Source organism: Rhizobium sp. BK591 (assembly GCF_014195045.1).
Classification (GTDB): domain Bacteria; phylum Pseudomonadota; class Alphaproteobacteria; order Rhizobiales; family Rhizobiaceae; genus Rhizobium; species Rhizobium anhuiense.
In genome coordinates, this window is record NZ_JACIAZ010000003.1 from 72,171 (window position 1) to 91,464 (window position 19,294).

At 61.5% G+C, this 19,294-nt stretch carries 18 protein-coding genes and 1 tRNA gene; 7 read left to right on the top strand and 12 right to left on the bottom strand.

Annotation, left to right across the window (positions count from 1 at the left end; translation table 11 throughout):
* Positions 1-20 precede the first annotated feature (20 nt).
* The gene (locus FHX10_RS35115; RefSeq protein WP_063474224.1) at positions 21-272 is read left to right on the top strand and encodes a hypothetical protein; all 252 of its coding nucleotides are present in this window, start codon (positions 21-23) and stop codon (positions 270-272) included.
* Here FHX10_RS35115 and FHX10_RS13395 read toward each other — a convergent pair.
* Positions 223-555, bottom strand: coding sequence for a hypothetical protein (locus FHX10_RS13395; RefSeq protein WP_028755928.1), 333 nt, complete (start codon positions 553-555; stop codon positions 223-225). The genes FHX10_RS35115 and FHX10_RS13395 overlap by 50 nt on opposite strands.
* Positions 556-601: 46 nt before the next feature.
* Entirely contained in the window at positions 602-739 is a 138-nt protein-coding gene (locus FHX10_RS13400; protein WP_168332345.1) for a hypothetical protein, read from the bottom strand.
* A 170-nt stretch (positions 740-909) separates the two neighbouring features.
* Here FHX10_RS13400 and FHX10_RS13405 point away from each other — a divergent pair, with 170 nt between their 5' ends.
* The gene (locus tag FHX10_RS13405) at positions 910-1,347 is read left to right on the top strand and encodes a glyoxalase superfamily protein (protein ID WP_183908339.1); all 438 of its coding nucleotides are present in this window, start codon (positions 910-912) and stop codon (positions 1,345-1,347) included.
* An 87-nt stretch (positions 1,348-1,434) separates the two neighbouring features.
* On the top strand, positions 1,435-2,802 hold the full coding sequence (locus FHX10_RS13410; protein ID WP_097623047.1) for an MATE family efflux transporter: 1,368 nt from the start codon (positions 1,435-1,437) through the stop codon (positions 2,800-2,802).
* Between the two features lie 90 nt (positions 2,803-2,892).
* On the opposite strand, the gene FHX10_RS13415 is transcribed toward FHX10_RS13410, so the two are convergent.
* The 8 genes from FHX10_RS13415 to FHX10_RS13450 form a co-directional block, all read right to left on the bottom strand.
* The gene (locus FHX10_RS13415) at positions 2,893-3,054 is read right to left on the bottom strand and encodes a hypothetical protein (RefSeq protein WP_164735939.1); all 162 of its coding nucleotides are present in this window, start codon (positions 3,052-3,054) and stop codon (positions 2,893-2,895) included.
* 101 nt (positions 3,055-3,155) lie between these two features.
* The gene (locus tag FHX10_RS13420) at positions 3,156-3,992 is read right to left on the bottom strand and encodes a helix-turn-helix transcriptional regulator (RefSeq protein WP_168332343.1); all 837 of its coding nucleotides are present in this window, start codon (positions 3,990-3,992) and stop codon (positions 3,156-3,158) included.
* Positions 3,993-4,058: 66 nt separating this feature from the next.
* A complete protein-coding gene (locus FHX10_RS13425) occupies positions 4,059-4,232 on the bottom strand; it encodes a DUF1127 domain-containing protein (protein WP_184389510.1) in 174 nt (57 codons plus the stop codon).
* A gap of 122 nt (positions 4,233-4,354) precedes the next feature.
* Positions 4,355-5,152, bottom strand: coding sequence for a 5-deoxy-glucuronate isomerase (gene iolB, locus FHX10_RS13430; protein WP_183908337.1), 798 nt, complete (start codon positions 5,150-5,152; stop codon positions 4,355-4,357).
* Positions 5,153-5,306: 154 nt separating this feature from the next.
* Positions 5,307-6,224, bottom strand: a complete 918-nt coding sequence (iolE, locus tag FHX10_RS13435; RefSeq protein ID WP_097542958.1) for a myo-inosose-2 dehydratase — start codon at positions 6,222-6,224, stop codon at positions 5,307-5,309.
* A gap of 66 nt (positions 6,225-6,290) precedes the next feature.
* Complete coding sequence (gene iolD / locus FHX10_RS13440) at positions 6,291-8,141, bottom strand: 3D-(3,5/4)-trihydroxycyclohexane-1,2-dione acylhydrolase (decyclizing) (protein WP_183908335.1); 1,851 nt, start codon at positions 8,139-8,141, stop codon at positions 6,291-6,293.
* Between the two features lie 194 nt (positions 8,142-8,335).
* Positions 8,336-10,270, bottom strand: a complete 1,935-nt coding sequence (gene iolC, locus FHX10_RS13445) for a bifunctional 5-dehydro-2-deoxygluconokinase/5-dehydro-2-deoxyphosphogluconate aldolase (protein ID WP_028758256.1) — start codon at positions 10,268-10,270, stop codon at positions 8,336-8,338.
* Between the two features lie 92 nt (positions 10,271-10,362).
* Entirely contained in the window at positions 10,363-11,238 is an 876-nt protein-coding gene (locus FHX10_RS13450) for a MurR/RpiR family transcriptional regulator (protein ID WP_028758255.1), read from the bottom strand.
* Positions 11,239-11,445: 207 nt separating this feature from the next.
* Between FHX10_RS13450 and FHX10_RS13455 the strand changes: the two genes are divergently transcribed.
* From FHX10_RS13455 to FHX10_RS13470, 4 genes are all read left to right on the top strand, one after another.
* Positions 11,446-12,561 (top strand): Gfo/Idh/MocA family protein, encoded by a 1,116-nt coding sequence (locus FHX10_RS13455; protein WP_183908333.1) that lies wholly within the window; start codon positions 11,446-11,448, stop codon positions 12,559-12,561.
* A 184-nt stretch (positions 12,562-12,745) separates the two neighbouring features.
* Complete coding sequence (locus FHX10_RS13460; RefSeq protein WP_183908331.1) at positions 12,746-13,963, top strand: NAD(P)/FAD-dependent oxidoreductase; 1,218 nt, start codon at positions 12,746-12,748, stop codon at positions 13,961-13,963.
* Positions 13,964-14,204: 241 nt separating this feature from the next.
* A tRNA-Ser gene (locus FHX10_RS13465) sits at positions 14,205-14,295 on the top strand.
* Positions 14,296-14,963: 668 nt separating this feature from the next.
* Complete coding sequence (locus tag FHX10_RS13470) at positions 14,964-15,971, top strand: porin (protein WP_097661205.1); 1,008 nt, start codon at positions 14,964-14,966, stop codon at positions 15,969-15,971.
* A 90-nt stretch (positions 15,972-16,061) separates the two neighbouring features.
* Here the strand turns inward: FHX10_RS13470 and FHX10_RS13475 are convergent, their stop codons facing one another.
* On the bottom strand, positions 16,062-16,958 hold the full coding sequence (locus tag FHX10_RS13475; protein WP_047616240.1) for an alpha/beta fold hydrolase: 897 nt from the start codon (positions 16,956-16,958) through the stop codon (positions 16,062-16,064).
* Between the two features lie 65 nt (positions 16,959-17,023).
* Positions 17,024-19,099: a lytic transglycosylase domain-containing protein gene (locus tag FHX10_RS13480; protein WP_048338679.1), complete on the bottom strand. Its 2,076-nt coding sequence runs from the start codon at positions 19,097-19,099 to the stop codon at positions 17,024-17,026.
* Positions 19,100-19,294 lie beyond the last annotated feature (195 nt).

Genomic DNA, 19,294 nt, shown 5'->3' on the forward strand with positions numbered 1-19,294 from the left:
AATAGATGGAGGACGAAGCAATGGATCTCAACTGGGTTACTCTCTTTAAGGAAGTCGAAACCCGCAATCGCCGGATCCGCCGCGATCGTTTTGCCGATCCGCTTGATAGGCCGGAATGGCGCGGATTTCTCTGGGTCGTTCCGATCATCGCGCGTCTCGCTGCACGGCGGGGCGCCGAAACAAAGGCGATGCGCCGCGATGTTTCGCGGATCGCAAAAAGCCTCAGCTTTCGAAGCTCAGCCGCAGCACGTGGTGCAGGAATTCCGGATTGAGCAGCATGTTGAAGCTGATCGTCACCAATTCGCCTTCGCGCTTGACGACGGTCGAGCCGATCTCGTCATGGATGCCGAGGATTTCGAGGAAGAAATGGCTCGGCATTTCCAGGTTGGGGCTGACTTCGAGCAGGGCGCCGGCGAGCGTGATCGTGCGGATCAGGCAGCGCACCTGCGTTCCGGTGCTGAGATGATGGCCGACGAAGATGATGTTGCCCGGCCTGTCGAGATTGAATTCCCTGTAAGCACGTTCCGGCTTGGGATGTTCTGTGTCGAGGTGCATCTGAAAGGCCCTTTTAGCCTCCGCTGGTATAGGACAGGATATTAGCTTAGGAATGCTGACGCTTGCTGAAGAACATCGTTAGAATTGAATGCGTCCGCGAAATCTGCGGGAAAATCGCACCGATTTCGGGCAGGTTTGCTCCAAATTTGCTCATTTCCCAGCGCATCTGCGCCATTCTTGACATGCCTGCGTCCTTGCCGCATACAAGGGTCGGTTCGAGGCACCGGCCGCTCGCGGATGAAAATCCATGGTGAAGCCCTCGCGATCATGGTCACGGCCCCTTGTGCATGCTGACTGGCGGCAATGCGAGCTCCCATCCGCAGTCGAAGAGCATGCCTTGTGAAGGCTCACTCCATGACGACCTATCCTGCCATCGAAGAATTGAAGGTTCAGGCCAAGCGTCTGCGCCAGGCGATGAACGATCGCGGCACTCCGCTGACCCACAGTGCGGCGCTGGAAATGATCGCCCGCCAGCACGGCGTGCGCGACTGGAACACGCTCGCAGCCCTTGCGGCAAAACCCAATGCCGCTCCAAAGGCGCCGCTTTTCGTCGGCGCGCATATTCGCGGCCGTTATCTCAACCAGCCGTTCACCGGCGAGGTTCTGGCGCTTTCGGCCCTGCCGGGCGGCGATCTCCACAGGATCACCATCCATTTCGACGAGCCGGTGGATGTCGTCACCTTCGAGAGCTTCTCGGCCTTTCGCCGGCGCGTGAACGCGCAGATCGATGCCGACGGCGTGTCGCCGAGAAAGACCTCGAACGGTCTGCCGCATCTGGTGCTCGACCTGTAAGTTGCTTCTCTTTTTCTTTTGAGGCGGCCCGAATCCGCATGCTTACAAGCCGGGCTCGGGACTCGCCGATATGACACGGATTTCTCCATGACCGATCTTTCCCAGGGCAATGCGTTCCTCACCGGCGGGCTGCCGGGCGTCTTCATCAAGACGGCGGCGCCGATCGTCGCGATCACCACCGTCAACGGCCTGTTCACCGTCGTCGACGCCTATTTCCTCGGTGCCTATGTCGGCCCGGACGCGCTCTCTGCCGTCAGCCTGATTTTCCCGGGGCTGATGCTGCTGATCGCCCTGCAATCGCTCGTCTCGAACGGCATGGCAAGCATCCTCGCCCGCCGGCTGGGTGCCGGCAATCGCGATGGTGCGCGTCGGGTCTTTGCCGGCGCGCATGCGCTGGCGCTCGCCGTTACCCTTATCCTCAATTTGGTCTACTGGACGGTGGGCCGGCAGATCATCGGTGCCGGTGCTGCCGGCAATTCCGCCGTAACCGATGGCGCAACGCTGTTCATGGGCGCGATGATCGCCTGTGGGCCGGTCAGCTTCTTTCTGTCGCTGCATCTCGACGGATTGCGCTGCGAAGGCAAGATCGGCTTCATGACGCTGGTGACGCTGTCGGCCTCGCTGCTCAACATCTTCGCCAACTGGCTGTTCATGGCGGTGATGCATTGGGGCGTGCTCGGTTCGGCAGCCGGCTCTATCGCCTCGCAATTCGTCTGTCTTGCAGCCGTGCTCGCCTACCGCTGGCGTCGGCCCACGGCACTCAGGCCGTCCTCTGGAGCAGCACTTGCCGAATGGCGTGGCATCGTCGCCTTCGGCGCGCCGATGAGCCTCGGCTTCATCGGCATATCGCTGGCCTCGGCCGCCATTCTGATCAATGTCTCGCTCTGGAGCGTGGCAGATCATGTCGCCACGATTGCCGCCTACGGCATCATCACCCGGATCATGACCTTCACCTATCTGCCGCTGCTTGGCCTCAGCATCGCCCTGCAGACGATCGCCGGCAACAATCACGGTGCCGGCCTCGGGCTTCGCGTCGGCCGCAGCCTGCAGATCGCCATGCTCGCAGCACTCGTCTATTGCACTTTGGTGGAGGTTACCGTCGAGTTGCTGGCTGGCCGCCTTGGCGCCGTCTTCGTCGCCGATCCCGCCATAACAGCCGAGGTCAGGCGAATTCTGCCCTGGACGATCGCCGCCTATTTTCTCTTTGGGCAGATGCTGATCCTGTCGTCCTATTTCCAATCGATCGGCGATGCGCCGCGCGCCGCGATCTTCGGCCTGTCGCGGCCCTATCTGCTGACCCTGCCGCTCACCTTCCTGCTTCCCTTCATCTTCGGCGAGCAGGGAATCTGGATGGTGCCGGTCTTTGCCGAGGCAGGCATGGTCATCCTTGCCGTCCTGGTGCTGTCGCAGAACGCCAAACGCCGCGGCTGGCGCTATGGGCTTCTGCCCGCCTGATACGGCAAAGCCGTGCCGCCTCGTGAATTGACCCTCGAAGGTTAACATCAACCCTCGAGGTCAGTTCACTGGCGGCTCTATCTGATACCGTCATTCATTGGCGCTCGAAGCGGCCGATGTCGCAGCTTCCGCCTCGTTCAACGCCTCGGCGCATTCCTGGCAGCAGACCTCGACAGTCTTGCCCCCGAGCTTGACGGTGATGGTTTCCGGACCGAGTTCGCAGTCGCAGGCAGCGCATGTGGTCTTCTTCATCTGGTGATCCTCCGGTTATCGTCCCCAGATCGGGACAGGCTCATAAGATCATCGAAGACCGCATCGCCGCTGTCGAAATCTTTAGCGATTTACGGAGGCTTTTACCTCAGCCGTAGTTGCGTCGAGCGCTGGAATTCGGCCGGAGTCTGCCCGAAGGACTGCTTGAAGGACGCGCTGAAATGGCTGTGGCTGGAAAAGCCGAGATCGAGACCGAGCGCCGTCAGATCCTCATACTGGCCGAGCAGATCGAGCGCCCGGGCAAGCCGCAGCCGCAACTGGTAGCGATAAAGCGGTGTGGCCTCGACCTGCTGGAAGACCTGGGTGAGATAAACCGACGACACGCCGACTTCCGAGGCGATTTCCGCAAGCGTCCAGCGTCGTGCGAGATCGGAGGAGAGCACCAGCTTGGCCCGGTCGACAAGTTTCTGCCGGCCGGCGCTGGCGCCCGCTGCGTGCGATGTGCGCTCGCCGAGCGAGCGGCGCACCAGCGTCAGCGCCAGTATCTCCGCCTCCAGCGTTTCGGCGACGTTGCGGCGCAGACCATGACGCAGGAGCGCGACCAGCGCCTGGGCGCGCGGATCGATCCGCCGGCGCTGACGGCGGAAGGAAAAGGCCTGGCCGGGCTGCACCTGATCCTTCGGCGTGAGTTCTTCGAGCATGGATTCGTCGATCGCCAGATCGATGCAAGCATCGCCGCCCTCGATGGGGTGGCTGATCCGATATCCCTGGCCGGCATTGAAGAACACGACCTGATTGGCTTCGGCCACCGTGTCGTTGCGGCCGACATGCCGCATGAATACGCCGCGATAGGGATAGACGAGGCTCGTCCTGTGGGCGCATTCCTCGTCGCTCTTGTGGCGGCATTCGCCATTGCAGACAATGTCACGAATGGTGACCGTCTTCGTTTTCAGGAGCGGTGCTGTTGAAAACTGCGACATGGCATGTTCCGGGTCAGGCAGGTCGCCCGGTGAGGCGACCTGCCGGCACAATATCACGCTCAAGTTTCAGTAGCGACTGTAGACATGGACGTCGCTTTCGGTCTGCCCCCTGGAAAGGCCGATATCCTTCAGCTGCTCGTCGGACAGCTCCATCAGCGCATTGCAGTTGCGCCGTTCGTTCATCTTGCGCGCCAGCCAGTGTGCTGCGTTGATGATGGCAAGGAACAGGCCGGGCCGCATATTGCGGGCCGAGATTGGAATTCGAGCTATGCATGGTGATCCTCCATCCGTGTTTGGATGGAGCAGTGAACCATCAGCGGCGATTTTGCGCTGTCAGATTATTTAGCGATCTGAGACAGCCCTCACGCCTTCATCAGCCACTCATGTTCGGCGGCATTGTGGAATTTCCAGATCCGCTTCGGTCCGGCCATGACGTTGAGATAATAGAGATCATAGCCATGGCAGGCGGCACAGGGGTGATAGCCCTTCGGCACCAGCGTCACGTCACCGTCCTCGATCGCCATTGCCTCGTCGAGCGAGCGATCGTCGGTGTAGACGCGCTGGAAGCCGAAGCCCTGCGGCGGATTGAGGCGATGGTAATAGGTCTCTTCCAGGAAGCTCTCATTCGGCAGGTCGTCCTGGTCGTGCTTGTGCGGCGGATAGGAGGAGGTGTGGCCGCCCGGCGTGATCACCTCGACGACCAGCAGCGAATGGGCCGAGCTGTCGTCTTCCGGCATGATATTGTTGACGTAGCGCACATTCGTGCCCTTGCCGCGCGTTACCTGCGGATGCGTGCCGGGCGGGATGGCCTTTGCCTGATAGGTGCCGCCGCCGGGCGCCGAGCAGACGGCAAGCTCCAGATCGGTCTCCGCCGTCACCGACCATGTCGATTCCATCGGGATATAGAGTGCATGCGGGGCGCCTTCGAACGGGTTCATGCGGCCGCCGAGCGTGCCGAAATCCCTGGTGCCGGCCGATGCCTTGCCCTTGCCGGTCACCCAGACGAGGCAGACTTCGCGATCGCCCGTCTCTCCCGAAACGGTCTCGCCCGGCTTCAGCCGATGCAGATCGAAGCCGACATAGGTCCAGCCGGCATTTTCCGGGGTGACGTGCGTGACGCGGCCATGCGTGCCGGACGGTTTCACCTTGAGGTTTGGCATTGGTGTTTCTCCTCGTAAATTGGCGGATGCGGCCTCCCTCATCCGGCTGCCGCCACCTTCTCCCCGAGAGGAGAAGGGACATGCCTCGCCGTTTCCATTCGCCCTTCTCCCCAGTGGGGAGAAGGTGCCCGGAGGGGAGGGGTCTTTCGTTCTGTTACCCCTTTGGAAAACCTTCCGTTTCCACGGTATAACCCGCGGCCGTCATGACGCGCATCAATTCGGCATGGCCGATCTCGGCCATTTTCTGCGGCGGCGCCTTGCGCGGATCCTGTTCCGCCTCGACGACGAACCAGCCTTCATAGCCGTGATCGGCCAGCCGCTGGACGATGGCGCCGAAATCGAGCGAGCCGTCGCCAGGCACCGTGAAGGCGCCGAGCGCCACCGCATCGAGGAAGGACTGCCGGCTGCGGTCCAGCCCATCGACCACGGCCTTGCGGATGTCCTTGACGTGAACATGGTTGATGCGGGCGTGGTGGTTTTCGATGGCGCGCAGCACGTCGCCGCCGGCAAAGGCGAGATGCCCGGCATCGAGCAGCAGCGGAATGCCTTCACCCGACGAGCGCATGAAGGCGTCGAGTTCCGGCTCGGTTTCGACCACGGCAGCCATGTGGTGATGATAGGAAAGCGGCATGCCCTGCTCGGCGCACCATTCCCCGAATTCCGTGACGCGTCGCGCATAGGCCTTCATCTCGTCATCGGAGAGGCGCGGCTTGGTGGCGAGCGGCTTGGAGCGATCGCCCTGGATGGAGCGGCCGACTTCGCCATAAACGATGCAAGGCGCATTGACCGCCTTGAACAGCGCGATCATCGGCGCGATGCGGTCCTTGTTGGCGGCAAGCTCCTCATTGACAAGCGTGCCGGAGAACCAGCCGCCGCACAGCGTCACGTCGGCGGCGCGCAGAATCGGGAGCATCTCTTCCGGATTGCTGGGGAAACGGCGGCCTTGCTCCATGCCCGTGAAACCGGCGCTGCGCGATTGCCGCAGGCATTCCTCGAGGGACACATCGTCGCTGAGCTCAGGAAGATCGTCGTTCCACCACGCGATGGGCGACATGCCGAGTTTGGCCTTCATCAACATTCTCCTTAAAAGTATTGCGGAAGAGCCGGGACGCTCTTCCGAAAAAATGACAGCAGTCGGTCAGCCGATGCGTTGGGCGGCGCGTGCTTCGACATAGCCCTTGCGCGCTTCGTTGACCTGTTCGCGAGGACTGACCTCAGGCACCACGACATCCCACCAATGGCCGCCGGCTTCCGTGGTAATGAGCGGATCGGTGTCGATTAGGAAGACCGAGGTGCGGTCGTTCGTCTTCGAATCGATGATCGCCTGCTCGAGTTCCGCGATGGAACCGACCTTGACGGCGATGGCGCCCATGCTTTCGGCATGCGCGCGGAAATCGATCTCCGGCATCACCTCGTGATAGGAGTCCTTCAGCAGATTGTTGAAGTTGGCGCCGCCTGTTCCCATCTGCAATCGGTTGATGCAGCCATAACCGCGATTGTCGAGCACGACGATGTTGAGCTTGAGGCCGAGCATGACCGACGTCGCGATCTCGGAATTCATCATCATGTAGGAGCCGTCGCCGACCATGACGACGACATCCCGTTCGGGATGCGCCATCTTGGCGCCGAGACCGCCGGCAATCTCATAGCCCATGCAGGAGAAGCCGTATTCCATATGATAGCTGCCAGGCGCGGTCGCCGGCCAGAGCTTGTGCAATTCGCCGGGAAGGCCGCCTGCAGCGCAAAGAACCGTCGTATTCTCGCCGCCGATCGTGCGTGCCACCGCGCCGATCACCTGCGCATCGGAGGGCAGGGCGGCATTGCTCGTGGCCATCGCCCTGGCCGCAGCCTCCATCCAGACCTTCTTCTCCGCGGCCGCCTTCTCCGCGAGTGCTGCCGGCGCCTTCCAGCCGGAAAGCCCTGCCGAAAGCGCCTTCAGCCCTTCGCGGGCATCGGCCACCAGCGGATGGCTATCGTGCTTCACCGCGTCATAGGCGGCGATATTGAGGCCGACCATCTTGAGGCTGTCGTTCTTGAACAGCGCCCAGGAGCCGGTGGTGAAATCCTGGCAGCGGGTGCCAACGGCGATGACGAGGTCCGTCTCTTCCGCGATCGCATTTGCTGCCGAGGTGCCGGTGACGCCGACCGAGCCGAGCGCCAGCGGATGGGTCTCGTTGATCGATGACTTGCCGGCCTGGGTGACGACGACGGGAAGGCCGTGGGCTTCGGCAAAAGCGGCAAGCTCCTTTGTCGCCTGCGAATAGAGCACGCCGCCGCCGGCAACGATCACCGGCTTCCGCGAGGCCTTGATCAGCGCAATGGCATTTGCCAGCTCGTCCGCATCCGGCTGCGGCCGGCGGGTTGTCCAGACCTTTTCATCGAACAGGCTTTCCGGATAATCATAGGCTTCCGCCTGAACATCCTGGCAGAGCGACAGTGTCACCGGGCCGCAATCCAGGGGGTCGGTCAGGACCTGCATGGCGCGCTTCAGCGCCGTGATGATCTGCTCGGGCCGGGTGATGCGGTCGAAATAGCGCGAAACCGGACGGAAGGCATCATTGGCCGAAACCGTGCCATCGCCGAAATCCTCGATCTGCTGCAGCACCGGATCCGGCGCACGGTTGGCGAAGACGTCGCCCGGCAGGAAGAGAACGGGAATACGATTGACATGCGCGACGCCCGCGGCCGTCACCATGTTCAGTGCGCCGGGACCGATCGAGGTCGTGCAGGCCATGAAGCGCGTGCGGAAATTCGCCTTGGCATAGGCGATCGCGGCATGCGCCATGCCCTGTTCGTTGTGGGCGCGATAGGTCGTCAATTCGCCGCGCACCTGATAGAGCGCCTCGCCGATGCCGGCGACGTTGCCGTGACCGAAGATCGCCCAGACGCCGCCGAAGATCTGCACCTTCTTGCCGTCGACGATCGTCATCTGCTTCTTGAGGAAATGCGCGACGGCCTGCGCCATCGTCAACCGTATCGTCTTGCCCATCGGGTCCTCCCGCAATCTTTCTTTCACGTTTTTTCCTTCCCCAACCCTCCCCACAAGGGGAGGGGTTAACCTGGCGGGCTCTCACCATTCTCGCCGCAGGGTCTCGTCCAAAAGAACGTTCGCTCATGGCGTGAGGCGAGCCTCAAGTTAAGTCCCTCCCCCTTGCGGGGAGGGGTTGGGGAGGGTCTTAATTCTCAGTGACGCCCACGCGTCTTCAGCCACGCTTCGGTCAGTTGCCGGAAGCGGCCGGCCATGTCGGCGATCGCCTCCTCGTCGTTTATTTCGCCCGAAAGCCAGGCGCGCGCCGGATCGGCAAAGATCGTCCGGCCAACGGCGAAGCCCTTGACGGAGGGAGCCGCCAGCGTCGCCTCGAAGCAGGAGATCAGCTCGTCGGCGGGCGCCTCGAGGCCCAAGAGCACGATACCGCGGCACCATGGATCATTTTTGGCGATCACCGCATCGATTTTCTTCCAGGCTTGGCTCGATGCCTGCGGCTCGAGTTTCCACCAGTCCGGCTTGATGCCGAGCGCATAAAGCTCTTCCAGCGCGGTCGCGATCGTATCGTCGGTGAGCGGCCCGTTCTTGCCGGCGATGATCTCCACCAGCAACTCGCGGCCGACCTTGCGGGCGGCCTCGAATAGCGTGCGCAGTTTCTCCTGCTGCTCCGTCTTCAGGTCAGCCGGATCATCGGGATGATAGAAGCACAGGCACTTGATGCAATGACCGAGCGGCCATTCCACAAGCTGCGAGCCGATATCCTGGCTGAATTCGAAGCGCAGCGGCTTCGAGCCCGGCAATTCCACCGGTCGGCCGATCCAGGAGAAATTCTTCGTTGCCGCGTCGAAGAAGGCGTCGCGGCCGAAACGTTCGTCGATCAGCATGCCGTAGCCGTCGCGGCCGTTCGACACCCGTGCCGCCGCCGCGACCGCCAGCCGCTTGAAGGCGCCGATCTTCTCATGGCCGACGCCGAGCTCATCGGCGACGCTGACGAGCTGCGAGCGGTGGTCGATCGCCAGCGCCATCAGAAGCGGGACTTCGCCGCGCCGGGTCGAGGCCCAGTGGATATGGTTGATCGCCTCGTCCTTGCGCAGTGCCCGGTGTTTGCTGCCGTTCGTCAGGAAGAAGTCGAGTTCCGCCCATGTCGGATATTCCGGCGAGCAGAGCAGGCGGGAAACGGCGAAGGCGCCGCAGGCATTGGCCCAGGTGGCGCACGTCTTCAGCGGCTCGTCGCGCAGGAAGCCGCGCAGGAAGCCGGACATGAAGGCATCGCCGGCACCGAGCACGTTGAAGACTTCGATCGGGAAACCCTGGCCGACGATGCCGGCCTCGAGATCGTCGGCAATCGGCCCGTCATAGACGATGCAGCCCATCGCGCCGCGCTTCAGTACGATCGTTGCCGGCGACAGGCGGCGAATCTCCTTCAGCGCACCGAGCACGTCGTCGGCGCCGGAAGCGATCAGGATTTCCTCTTCTGTCCCGACGATGAGGTCGCAGTCCGGCAGCGTCTCCTTCATCTTCGAGGAGACCCGGTCGGATTTCACGTAGCGCTCGAAGCCTTCCGCATGGCCGGCAAGTCCCCACAGGTTCGGCCGGTAATCTATGTCGAAGATTACCTTGCGGCCGTTCGCCTTGGCGATACGGATCGCCTTGCGCTGCGCGGCCTCGGTATTCGGCCGCGAGAAATGCGTGCCGGAAACGAGAACGGCGCGCGACGATCTGATGAAATTTTCGTCGATATCGCCTTCATCGAGCGCCATATCGGCGCAGTCCGATCGATAGAAGATCATCGGCGAGACGCCCTCGGCCTCGACCGCAAGCAGCACCAGCGCCGTCAGCCGCTCCTTGTCGGTGATGATACCGTCTGTGGCGACACCTTCGCGCGCCGACTGCTCGCGGATGAAGCGTCCCATCTGCTCGTCGCCGACGCGGGTGATGAGGCCGGATTTGAGGCCGAGCCGCGCCGTGCCGATGGCGATATTGGCCGGGCAGCCACCGACGGACTTGGCGAAGGAGGCGATATCCTCCAGCCGTGAACCGATCTGCTGACCGTAAAGATCGACCGAGGAACGGCCGATGGTGATCACATCAAGCGCCGGCTCCGGCTGCGAACCCGGATTCGATTGTACCATGATGTCCTCCCGCTAGATTTTGCGCGGCTTCCAGTGCCTGCGAATTTTCAATAATGAAACATTGGTTCCGATATTTTGTCAATTCGGAATGTTTATTCCATTTTGCCTTTTACAGGTTTTGACTGCTGCCGCTTGCGCCGCCGCTCGGCAATTGCAACCGGCAGTGCCATGGTGAGCGCCATCGAGGCCGAAAGCGAGCGGAAGCCGGCGAAATCGGCCTCCGCCACCTCGAACCAGTGCGTGGCACAGGCGGCAAGCGGCGAGAAAGCCGAATCGGTGATCGCGATAACGGGCACGCCGCGGTCGGCAAGTTCCTGGCTCTGGCTGAGGCTGTCGGCCGCATAGGGCGAGAAGCTCGCCGCGATCGCCGCATCCCTGGGTGTTGCAAACTGCACCATCTCCGGATCGACGCCGTTCGGCGAGGCAACGATCTGGTGGCGGATGTTGAGCTTGGAAAAAGCGTAGGTCATGTGCGCCGTCAGCGGGTAGGAGCGCCGTTTGGCGATCAGATAGATCGTCTCGGCGCCGGCAAGGATATTCACCGCTTTCGTGAAAGTATCGCTCTGCACTGTCGCCGCCAACCGGTTGACTGACTGGTTTGCCGCGGCAATGAAGCCGGAGAGCAGATTGGCGTCCTCATCGTCGCCGCTCGATTGCTCCAGCGTGACGAGCCGCTCTTCGTAACTCAGCGTCCGGTCGCGCAATCTTTCGCGAAAGATGCTCTGCAGGTCGGAAAAGCCTCCATACCCCAGATGATGCGCCAAGCGCACCAGCGTCGAGGGCTGGACGTCCGAGGCGGCCGCGATGCTCGCCGTCGTGCCGAAGGCGATTTCGTCGGGATTGCCGAGCGCGAAGGCTGCGACCTGCGCCAGCCGCTTCGGCATGTTCGCCTTGCGCTCGATGATGGTGCTGCGCAGGCTTTCAAAATCGCGCGGCACACGTGCGTGCCTCTTGGGATCGTTATCCATGCTTGCGGCTCACGAGATGAAACAAATATTCCATATTGTCGAACATAGACGATTTCAAACGACACGCCTAATTGTTTTTAATCGCCTGTAATTGAAGGCTTTTGGACAATTGTGCGGGGAAGGGCGCGAGAAATGCCATGCGTAACTGTCTTGTCAAAATGATCCAAATATTCCAAAAATCTGCGCGCAGCTCTGGAGGAGACGGAAATGAAGCCACTCGGCATCGGTTTGATCGGCACCGGTTATATGGGCAAATGCCATGCGCTGGCGTGGAATGCGGTGAAGACTGTGTTCGGCGATGTCGAGCGTCCGCGTCTCGTGCATCTGGCCGAAGCCAATGCCGGGCTTGCTGAGGCCCGTGCCGGTGAATTCGGCTTCGAGAAGGCGACGGCGGACTGGCGGGCGCTGATCGCCGACCCCGAGGTCGACGTCGTCTCCGTCACGACGCCCAATCAGTTCCACCCCGAGATGGCGATTGCAGCCCTCGAAGCCGGCAAGCATGTCTGGTGCGAAAAGCCGATGGCGCCGGTCTATGCCGATGCCGAGCGCATGCTGGAAACCGCAAAGCGGTCCGGCAAGGTCGCCGCCCTTGGTTACAATTACATCCAGAATCCCGTCATGCGGCATATCAGGACGCTGATTGGGGAGGGCGCCATCGGTACGGTCAACCACATCCGCGTCGAGATGGACGAGGACTTCATGGCCGATCCCGATGTCTTCTTTTATTGGAAGAGCGAGCTTTCCGCCGGCTACGGCGCCCTCGACGATTTCGCCGTGCATCCGCTATCGCTGCTTTGGTATCTCTTCGGCCATGTCGAGGCCGTCATAACGGATATGGTGAAACCCTATGCCGATCGCCCTTTGACCGAAGGTGGTCGCCGTGCCGTCGAAAACCACGATGGCGCCAACGTGCTGATGCGGCTTGGCGGCGGCATCTCCGCCGTGTTGATGGCGAATCGCGCCGCCTGGGGCCGCAAGGGCCGCATCGCCCTGCAGATTTTCGGCTCGAAAGGCTCGATCGTCTACGACCAGGAGCGCATGAACGAATTCGAACTCTATCAGGCCGAGGGCCGCGGCTCCGAACAGGGCTTCCGCAAGATACTGGCGGCGCCCGCCCATCGGCCCTATGATCGCTTCATCCCGGCGCCCGGCCATGGCCTCGGCTTCAACGATCTGAAGATCATCGAATGCCGCGAGCTGATCCGGGCAATTTCAGGCGAGCCGTCGTCGATCGTGACATTCGAAGACGGTCTCAGGATAGAGAAGTCGGTGCATGCCATGGCACAGTCCTTCCATGAGCGCCGCTGGATCGAGATCGGCTGAATGTAAGAGGCCGCTTTCCGTTGACGGCGTATCAGGCCGCTGCATAATCCTTAAATCGGAATCGATTTGAAGAGTATGCGGCAAATTGAAAGTGCTACAGCGTCCTTTGCGCGTCTGAAAAACGTGCGGCGTTGGAGGGGATAGCCTCGGCGCGAGTGTCGGGCGCAGCTTCAGGAGTGAGATCGTGACGGATAGACTGGTGATCATCGGCGCGGGACAGGCCGGTTTCGCATTGGCGGCCAAGCTGCGTGCGTTGAAGGACACGCGCCCGATCACCCTTATCGGCGCGGAGGACGTGGCGCCCTATCAGCGCCCGCCGCTTTCGAAGAAATACCTGCTCGGCGAAATGGCATTCGACCGTCTGCTGTTCCGCGCCGAGCACTGGTATGCCGACAACGATGTCGACCTTCGCGTTTCGACCTGGGCCGAGCAGATCAAGCCTGACACCAAGCAGGTTCTCCTGCAGGACGGCTCCGTTCTCGATTACGGCACGCTGGCGCTGGCCACCGGCTCGACGCCGCGCCGGCTGCCGGCCGCAATCGGCGGTGATCTCGAAGGCGTCTATGTCGCCCGCGACAAGCGCGATGCCGATCTGCTCGCCGAAGAGATGCGTCCCGGTCGCCGCGTCCTCATCATCGGCGGCGGTTATATCGGTCTCGAGGCGGCAGCCGTCGCCCGCCATCGCGGCCTTGAGGTGACCGTCATCGAGATGGCCGACCGTATCCTGCAGCGCGTCGCGGCGAAGGAGACCGCCGACATCATGCGCGGGATCCATGAAAGCCATGACGTGATGATTCGGGAAAAGACGGGGCTCAAGCATCTGATCGGCACGGATGGCCGCGTCACCGGCGCCGCACTTTCCGACGGTTCGGTCATCGATATCGACTTCGCCGTCGTCGGCATCGGCGTTGCGCCGAACGACCAGCTCGCCAAGGAAGCCGGACTCGAAGTCGCCAACGGCATTGTCGTCGACGAATTCGCCCGCACCTCCGATCCGTCGATCTTTGCCGCCGGTGATTGCGCGGCCCTTCCCTGGCAGGGCGGCCGCATCAGGCTCGAATCGGTGCAGAACGCCGTCGACCAGGCCGAAGCGGCGGCTGCCGTCATCGCCGGCGGCAGCGAGCCTTATGAGCCGAAGCCATGGTTCTGGTCCGATCAGTATGACGTCAAGCTGCAGATCGCCGGCTTCAATCTCGGCTATGATGAGACGCTGCTGCGCCCCGGCGCCCGCGAAGGCGCCCACTCCGTCTGGTACTTCAGGGATGGCCTGCTGATTGCCGTCGATGCGATAAACGACGCGAAAGCCTATGTGACCGGAAAGAAACTGCTGGAATCCGGGATCAATCCCGACAGATCGATTCTCGCCGACCCCTCTGCCGACCTCAAGAGGCTGCTCGGCTAAATCAGCACCTGTTGGCGCCGGCGGTAACGCCGTCCTGGATTCGCTGATCCTGCCGGAGGCCGGGCGGCAAGGCTCGGCGTCTTTCGCCAAGACAACGAAGCGCGATTAATTTCTTCTGATCACGGCAGGAAATGCCGTTCTGTTTGCGCAGCCAGCCGAAAGGCTGCCTGCTGTATTTCTTCTGGTGAAAATTCAAAAAACTCTTGCATTCACAGGCCGGTCACCATAGTTAGGCCGCACCGGAGAGGTGGCCGAGTGGTCGAAGGCGCTCCCCTGCTAAGGGAGTATACGTCAAAAGCGTATCGTGGGTTCGAATCCCATCTTCTCCGCCATTCCGATTTTCCAAGAGTCTGCCGCTTCTTAGTTCCTGCCAGGAATCATATTCGCTTCGTCGATTACAGCGCCGCGCGTCTTTTCAGGCGGACAATGGACGCTGAAGCGACTTTGAGTCGCTGCGTAATTCCTTAAATCGGTTCCCGGTTTTATTGAATGATGCAGCGGGGCTTTGCGGCCACGCGACGGGAAGGTCTCTCCGCCTCGAGCGAGAGAATCGCTTTGCGGGAATCACTTCCCGCGCCCTGCATCGGCAGGTGACGAAAGCGGATTGGTGCACCTCCGGTTACGCTTCCCAGCGCTACGGTATCCCAGAAAGAACCGGATTTTGTCAAAAAAGTGTCGCGAATGTGTCACAAAGCGCATGTCCAATTCTTTGTCGATCAGAGCTAAGCAGCCGCAAAATCAGGGTTTTCTTAACAAAGCATAAAGGAAATCGGGGCTGGTTGCCCGACTTGTGTCCTTTCAGCAACAGAATGTCGGGAAGGCTCCCGCAAACCCCCCATCCGAGTAAGTTGGTGATTGCGTGACGGCTTCCGTCTTGTATTTTCAGCGTCGGAAGCAAGGGCGACTGATCGTCCACTTCTTGAAACACGGGGATGGGGCAGGGAACGCTGCTCAGCGAAAGATCCCAAACCCGATCGAAACTTTGAATTGGAGGTCATTTATGAACATCAAGAGCCTTCTTCTCGGCTCCGCTGCTGCTCTCGCAGTAGTTTCCGGTGCTCAGGCTGCTGACGCTATCGTTGCTGCCGAGCCGGAACCGGTTGAATACGTCCGCGTTTGCGACGCTTACGGCACCGGCTATTTCTACATCCCGGGCACCGAAACCTGCCTCAAGATCAACGGCTACATCCGTTTCCAGGTTAACGTCGGCGAAGATGTCGGCGGCGACTCTGACTGGGATGCCTTCAGCCGCGGTCAGGTTCAGTTCACGGCCAAGAGCGACACCGAATACGGTCCGCTGACCGGCGTCATCGTCATGCAGTTCAATGCTGACAACGCCACCGATCAGGGTGCCAAGCTCGACTCCGCTTACCTCGACATCGCCGGCTTCCGCGCTGGTCTGTTCTACAGCTGGTGGGACGATGGCCTCTCTGGCGAAACCGACGATATCGGCTCTCCGGTCACCCTGCATAACTCCATCCGTTATCAGTACGAAACCTCTGACTTCTACGCTGGCATCAGCGTCGATGAACTCGAAGACGGCTTCTACAAGACGGACGAAGAAGCCAACAACGTTGGTGTTGCAGTCGGTCTCGGCGGCAAGGCTGGCGCGTTCAGCTACCAGATCACTGCCGGCTACGACGTCGACAACGAAGAAGGTGCTGTCCGTGCAATGGGTACGGTTGACATCGGTCCCGGCACGCTCGGCCTCGCTGCCGTATACGCTACCGGCCCGAGCTCCTACTACACCAAGGCTGAATGGGCTGTTGCTGCCGAATACGCAATCAAGGCAACCGACAAGCTCAAGATCACCCCTGGCGTCCAGTACTACAGCGACTACTACGTTTCTGGCGACGACTTCGGCAACGGCGATGCCTGGAAGGCCGGTCTGACGGTTGATTACCAGATCGTCGACAACTTCTACGCCAAGGCTTCGGTTCAGTACCTCGATCCGGAAGATGCTGACGACTCCACGACGGGCTACTTCCGCCTGCAGCGTGCGTTCTAATCTGACCAGATTAGGCAATACGGAAAGCCCGGCTCTTGAGCCGGGCTTTCTGCTTTTGGTCACTGTCTCGATAGATGGAGATCAAAGCGCTTATCGGCAATTGGCGAGAAAAGCCTGAATCATTGCGGGGATTCTGCCGAGATGGAGGAGCGGTGCATGCCCTTGCTTCGCCGCGGTGTGCAGAACCAGTCCGGAATGGCGGCGTGCCATTTCGTCGGCCGTCTGCTTTGAGAGCAGCGACGTATTCTCGCCGCGGATCAACATGAGCGGCAACCGGCTCAGGCTTTCGAATTGCTCCCACAGATCGGGTAGCGGCTGGCTGAAATCGACCGATTTGAGTGCCTCTGCGATCGCCGGATCGAAATCGGCGACCGGCCTTCCGCCGACGTCGCGATAAAGCGCAAGCGCCATCTCGCGCCAGTCTTCCCCCGCAAGTGCGGTAAACGACGCCCCATGATTTTCCTTCAATATATCGGCCGCCTCGCTCCACTCCGCCGGCTGCCTGCCGTTGTTGAGGTAATCTCGGATTCGTGCCAGCCCCTCAGCTTCGATCACAGGCCCGATATCGTTGAGGATGACGGCTTCGAGGAGAGCCGGACGCGTCGCTGCGATCAGATGCAGGATCAGCCCGCCGCGCGATGTGCCGATGAAGATCGCCCGCTCGAAGCCGAGCGCCGCGCAGGCGGCTATGACGTCGCCGGCTTCGACGGCGAGATTGTAGTTCGCCTTATTCTCGTCCCATGCCGAGTTTCCCCGGCCGCGCGAATCGAGTGCGATGACCCTGCGCGGCGATGTTCTGTCGCGGGAGAGAAGCAGCGCCAGCCGATGAAAATCCCGCGTATTGCGGGTCAGCCCGGGCAGGCAGATTACCGGCAGCCGTCCGCCTGTTAGGGCCTCGTCGGGCCGGTAGTCGCGGGCATAAAGCCTCAGCCCGTCGGAAGATGTGTAAAACCGTTCCTGGAAATCGCCTGCGTAAGTATCCGGCATCGCATCCACTCGAGATCTGTTGATCCCGAAGATGTAGCCTGCTTTGCGAGCCGCACCAAACGGCTTCAGGAGGCGCTGCGTCCGCCGATCAGGTCGCGTTCGATATCGGTCGGCTGGCCAAGGCGGGCCTTGTAGACTTCGTAATTCTCCATCACCCGCTGCACATAGTTGCGCGTTTCGGGGAAGGGGATGCGCTCGATCCAGTCGACGATCTCGTCGATCGGCCTGCCGCGCGGATCGCCGTAGCGGCCGATCCATTCCGGCACCCGCTTCGGCCCGGCATTGTAGGCAATGAAGGTGAGGATATAGGAGCCGCCAAAGGCGTCTATCTGCTCGCCGAGATAATGCGCGCCGAGCGTCGCGTTGTAGCCGGCATCGGCCGTCAGTTTGTCTTTGGAATAGGTAATATTGTGGCGCTTGGCCACCGCCTGGGCTGTTCCCGGCAGAAGCTGCAGCAGGCCGCGCGCATTCGCCGCCGAAACGGCGGCCGGGTTGAAGGCGCTTTCCTGCCGGGCGATGGCATAGGCGAGTGCCTTGCCGGAGCCTGATATATTGGCGTTCGCTGGGATCACGCCGACCGGAAAGGCCAGCGCTGCGACATCGATGCCGCGCCCGTAAGCGATCTTGCCGATCTGCAACGAGAGATGATGATCGCCGGATTGCTCGGCCTTTGCTGCAAGGACGGCCAATTCACCGGGGCTCTGCAGCTGATCGGCGAGCGCGAGATAGAGAATATCGGCCCGCCATCCATGGCCTGCGGCTTCCAGCCGGGCGATCGCCTGCACGGCTTCGCGCGCCTGGAAGCGTTGCCGGTCGGCCGTGCTCGGTGAGGGATAGGCGACGTTCAGCGTCTTTCGCCCCAGCCGTTCGGCCGCGAGCTGACCGTAGAAGGTGCCGGGAAAACTCGCGGCTTTCGTATAGAATTCACTGGATTGGCCGGGGCCGCCGGCCTCCGCTGCCCGGCCCAGCCAATACCAGGCGCGTGAAACCGAGATCGGCCCGTTTGATGTCTGGAGGATCTTGCGGAAGTGTCTTTCCGCCGTTGTCGGGTCCTGCAGGCCGCGAAGCGCGTACCATCCGGCATGGAACTCGGCCTCGACGATATCCGTCGGGCTTGTTGCGGCGTAGTTTGCGACGATGCGATAGGCGGGCTTGAATTGCCCCTGGTCGACGAGGCCGCGGCTGATGATCCGCTGCTCGTTCCACCACTCGCCGGAATTGACGAGTTCGCTGCGCTCGGGCGGCATCTGCTCCAGCAGCGCCGCCGCTTCGGCATATTTGTCCTGCTTGCGCAGATATTCGATCCGGGCAAACAGCAGGCCGGCATCGCCGCGCCATCTCGCATCGACGGCGTTAAGCAGGGCGCCGGCATTGCCGGCCTTGGCGTCGACGGCAGCCCAGGCCTTGTAGAGCGACTGCGCCTGGCCCATGTCGCCGAAGCGCTTGGCCTGCGCCACCCGGCCGCGATACATCAGATAGTCCATCCGCGCCTTATGGTCGGCAGGCGTCAGCAGCGCGGAAAACTCGATGAGGATCTTGTCTTCCGTCGCCTTGTCGAGAGCCTCTCCGCGCCAGACCTTGCGGATATATTTTGCTGCCTGCGCCTGCTTGCCTGTCGCAACCAGCGCCCGGCCGAGGATGACGGCGCCCTGCATCGTCTCAGGCGCAGTATCGCCGAAGGCGGCGAGCACGGCGGAAGGGGCGGGATTTTCGTCATAGAGCGCGCGCTCGGAATAGGCGCGCAGCCGCGAAAGACCCGGCCAGCCCTTGAGCTCCTGCGCGGCGCTGGCGATTTCATAGGAGGGAACGCCCTTCAATCCAGAAACGGCGATCGCCCAGGTGAGGATATGGCGGTCAAGCGTATCGTCGCGCATGCTGTCGCGGATCGAAAGCGCCAGCTGCGGGTCCTTGTCGGAAAGCGCGTCGAGGCCGGTTTTCAGGTCGCTGTTGACAGGCGCCACTGCCGGATTGCGCGGGATGGCGCCTGTTGTGATCGCTTCCGGTATGGATGTCTCGGGGATGAAGCCGAGCGGCTTGACATCAGGCATGGCAGCGCTCTCGCCGGGAAGCGGCGACGCAACGCTGCCCCACGCGGCGGCAATGAAGCCGAAGGCGGACAGAATCAGGACAGCTTTCTTCATCCGGGATCTCGCACCGAAAACACGCCCTGCCATTAGGCTAGAGGCATCTTAACGAAACCTTACCGTACCAGGTAAAATTCATTCACATCTGCTATCGGAATTTGCCCTAAACCGAACTCTCCGCGCTTGTCGCGATGATTTCGGCGCTCTATGGTGCGCAACTCTTATTCATGGAATGCGGCCGAAGCAAGGATT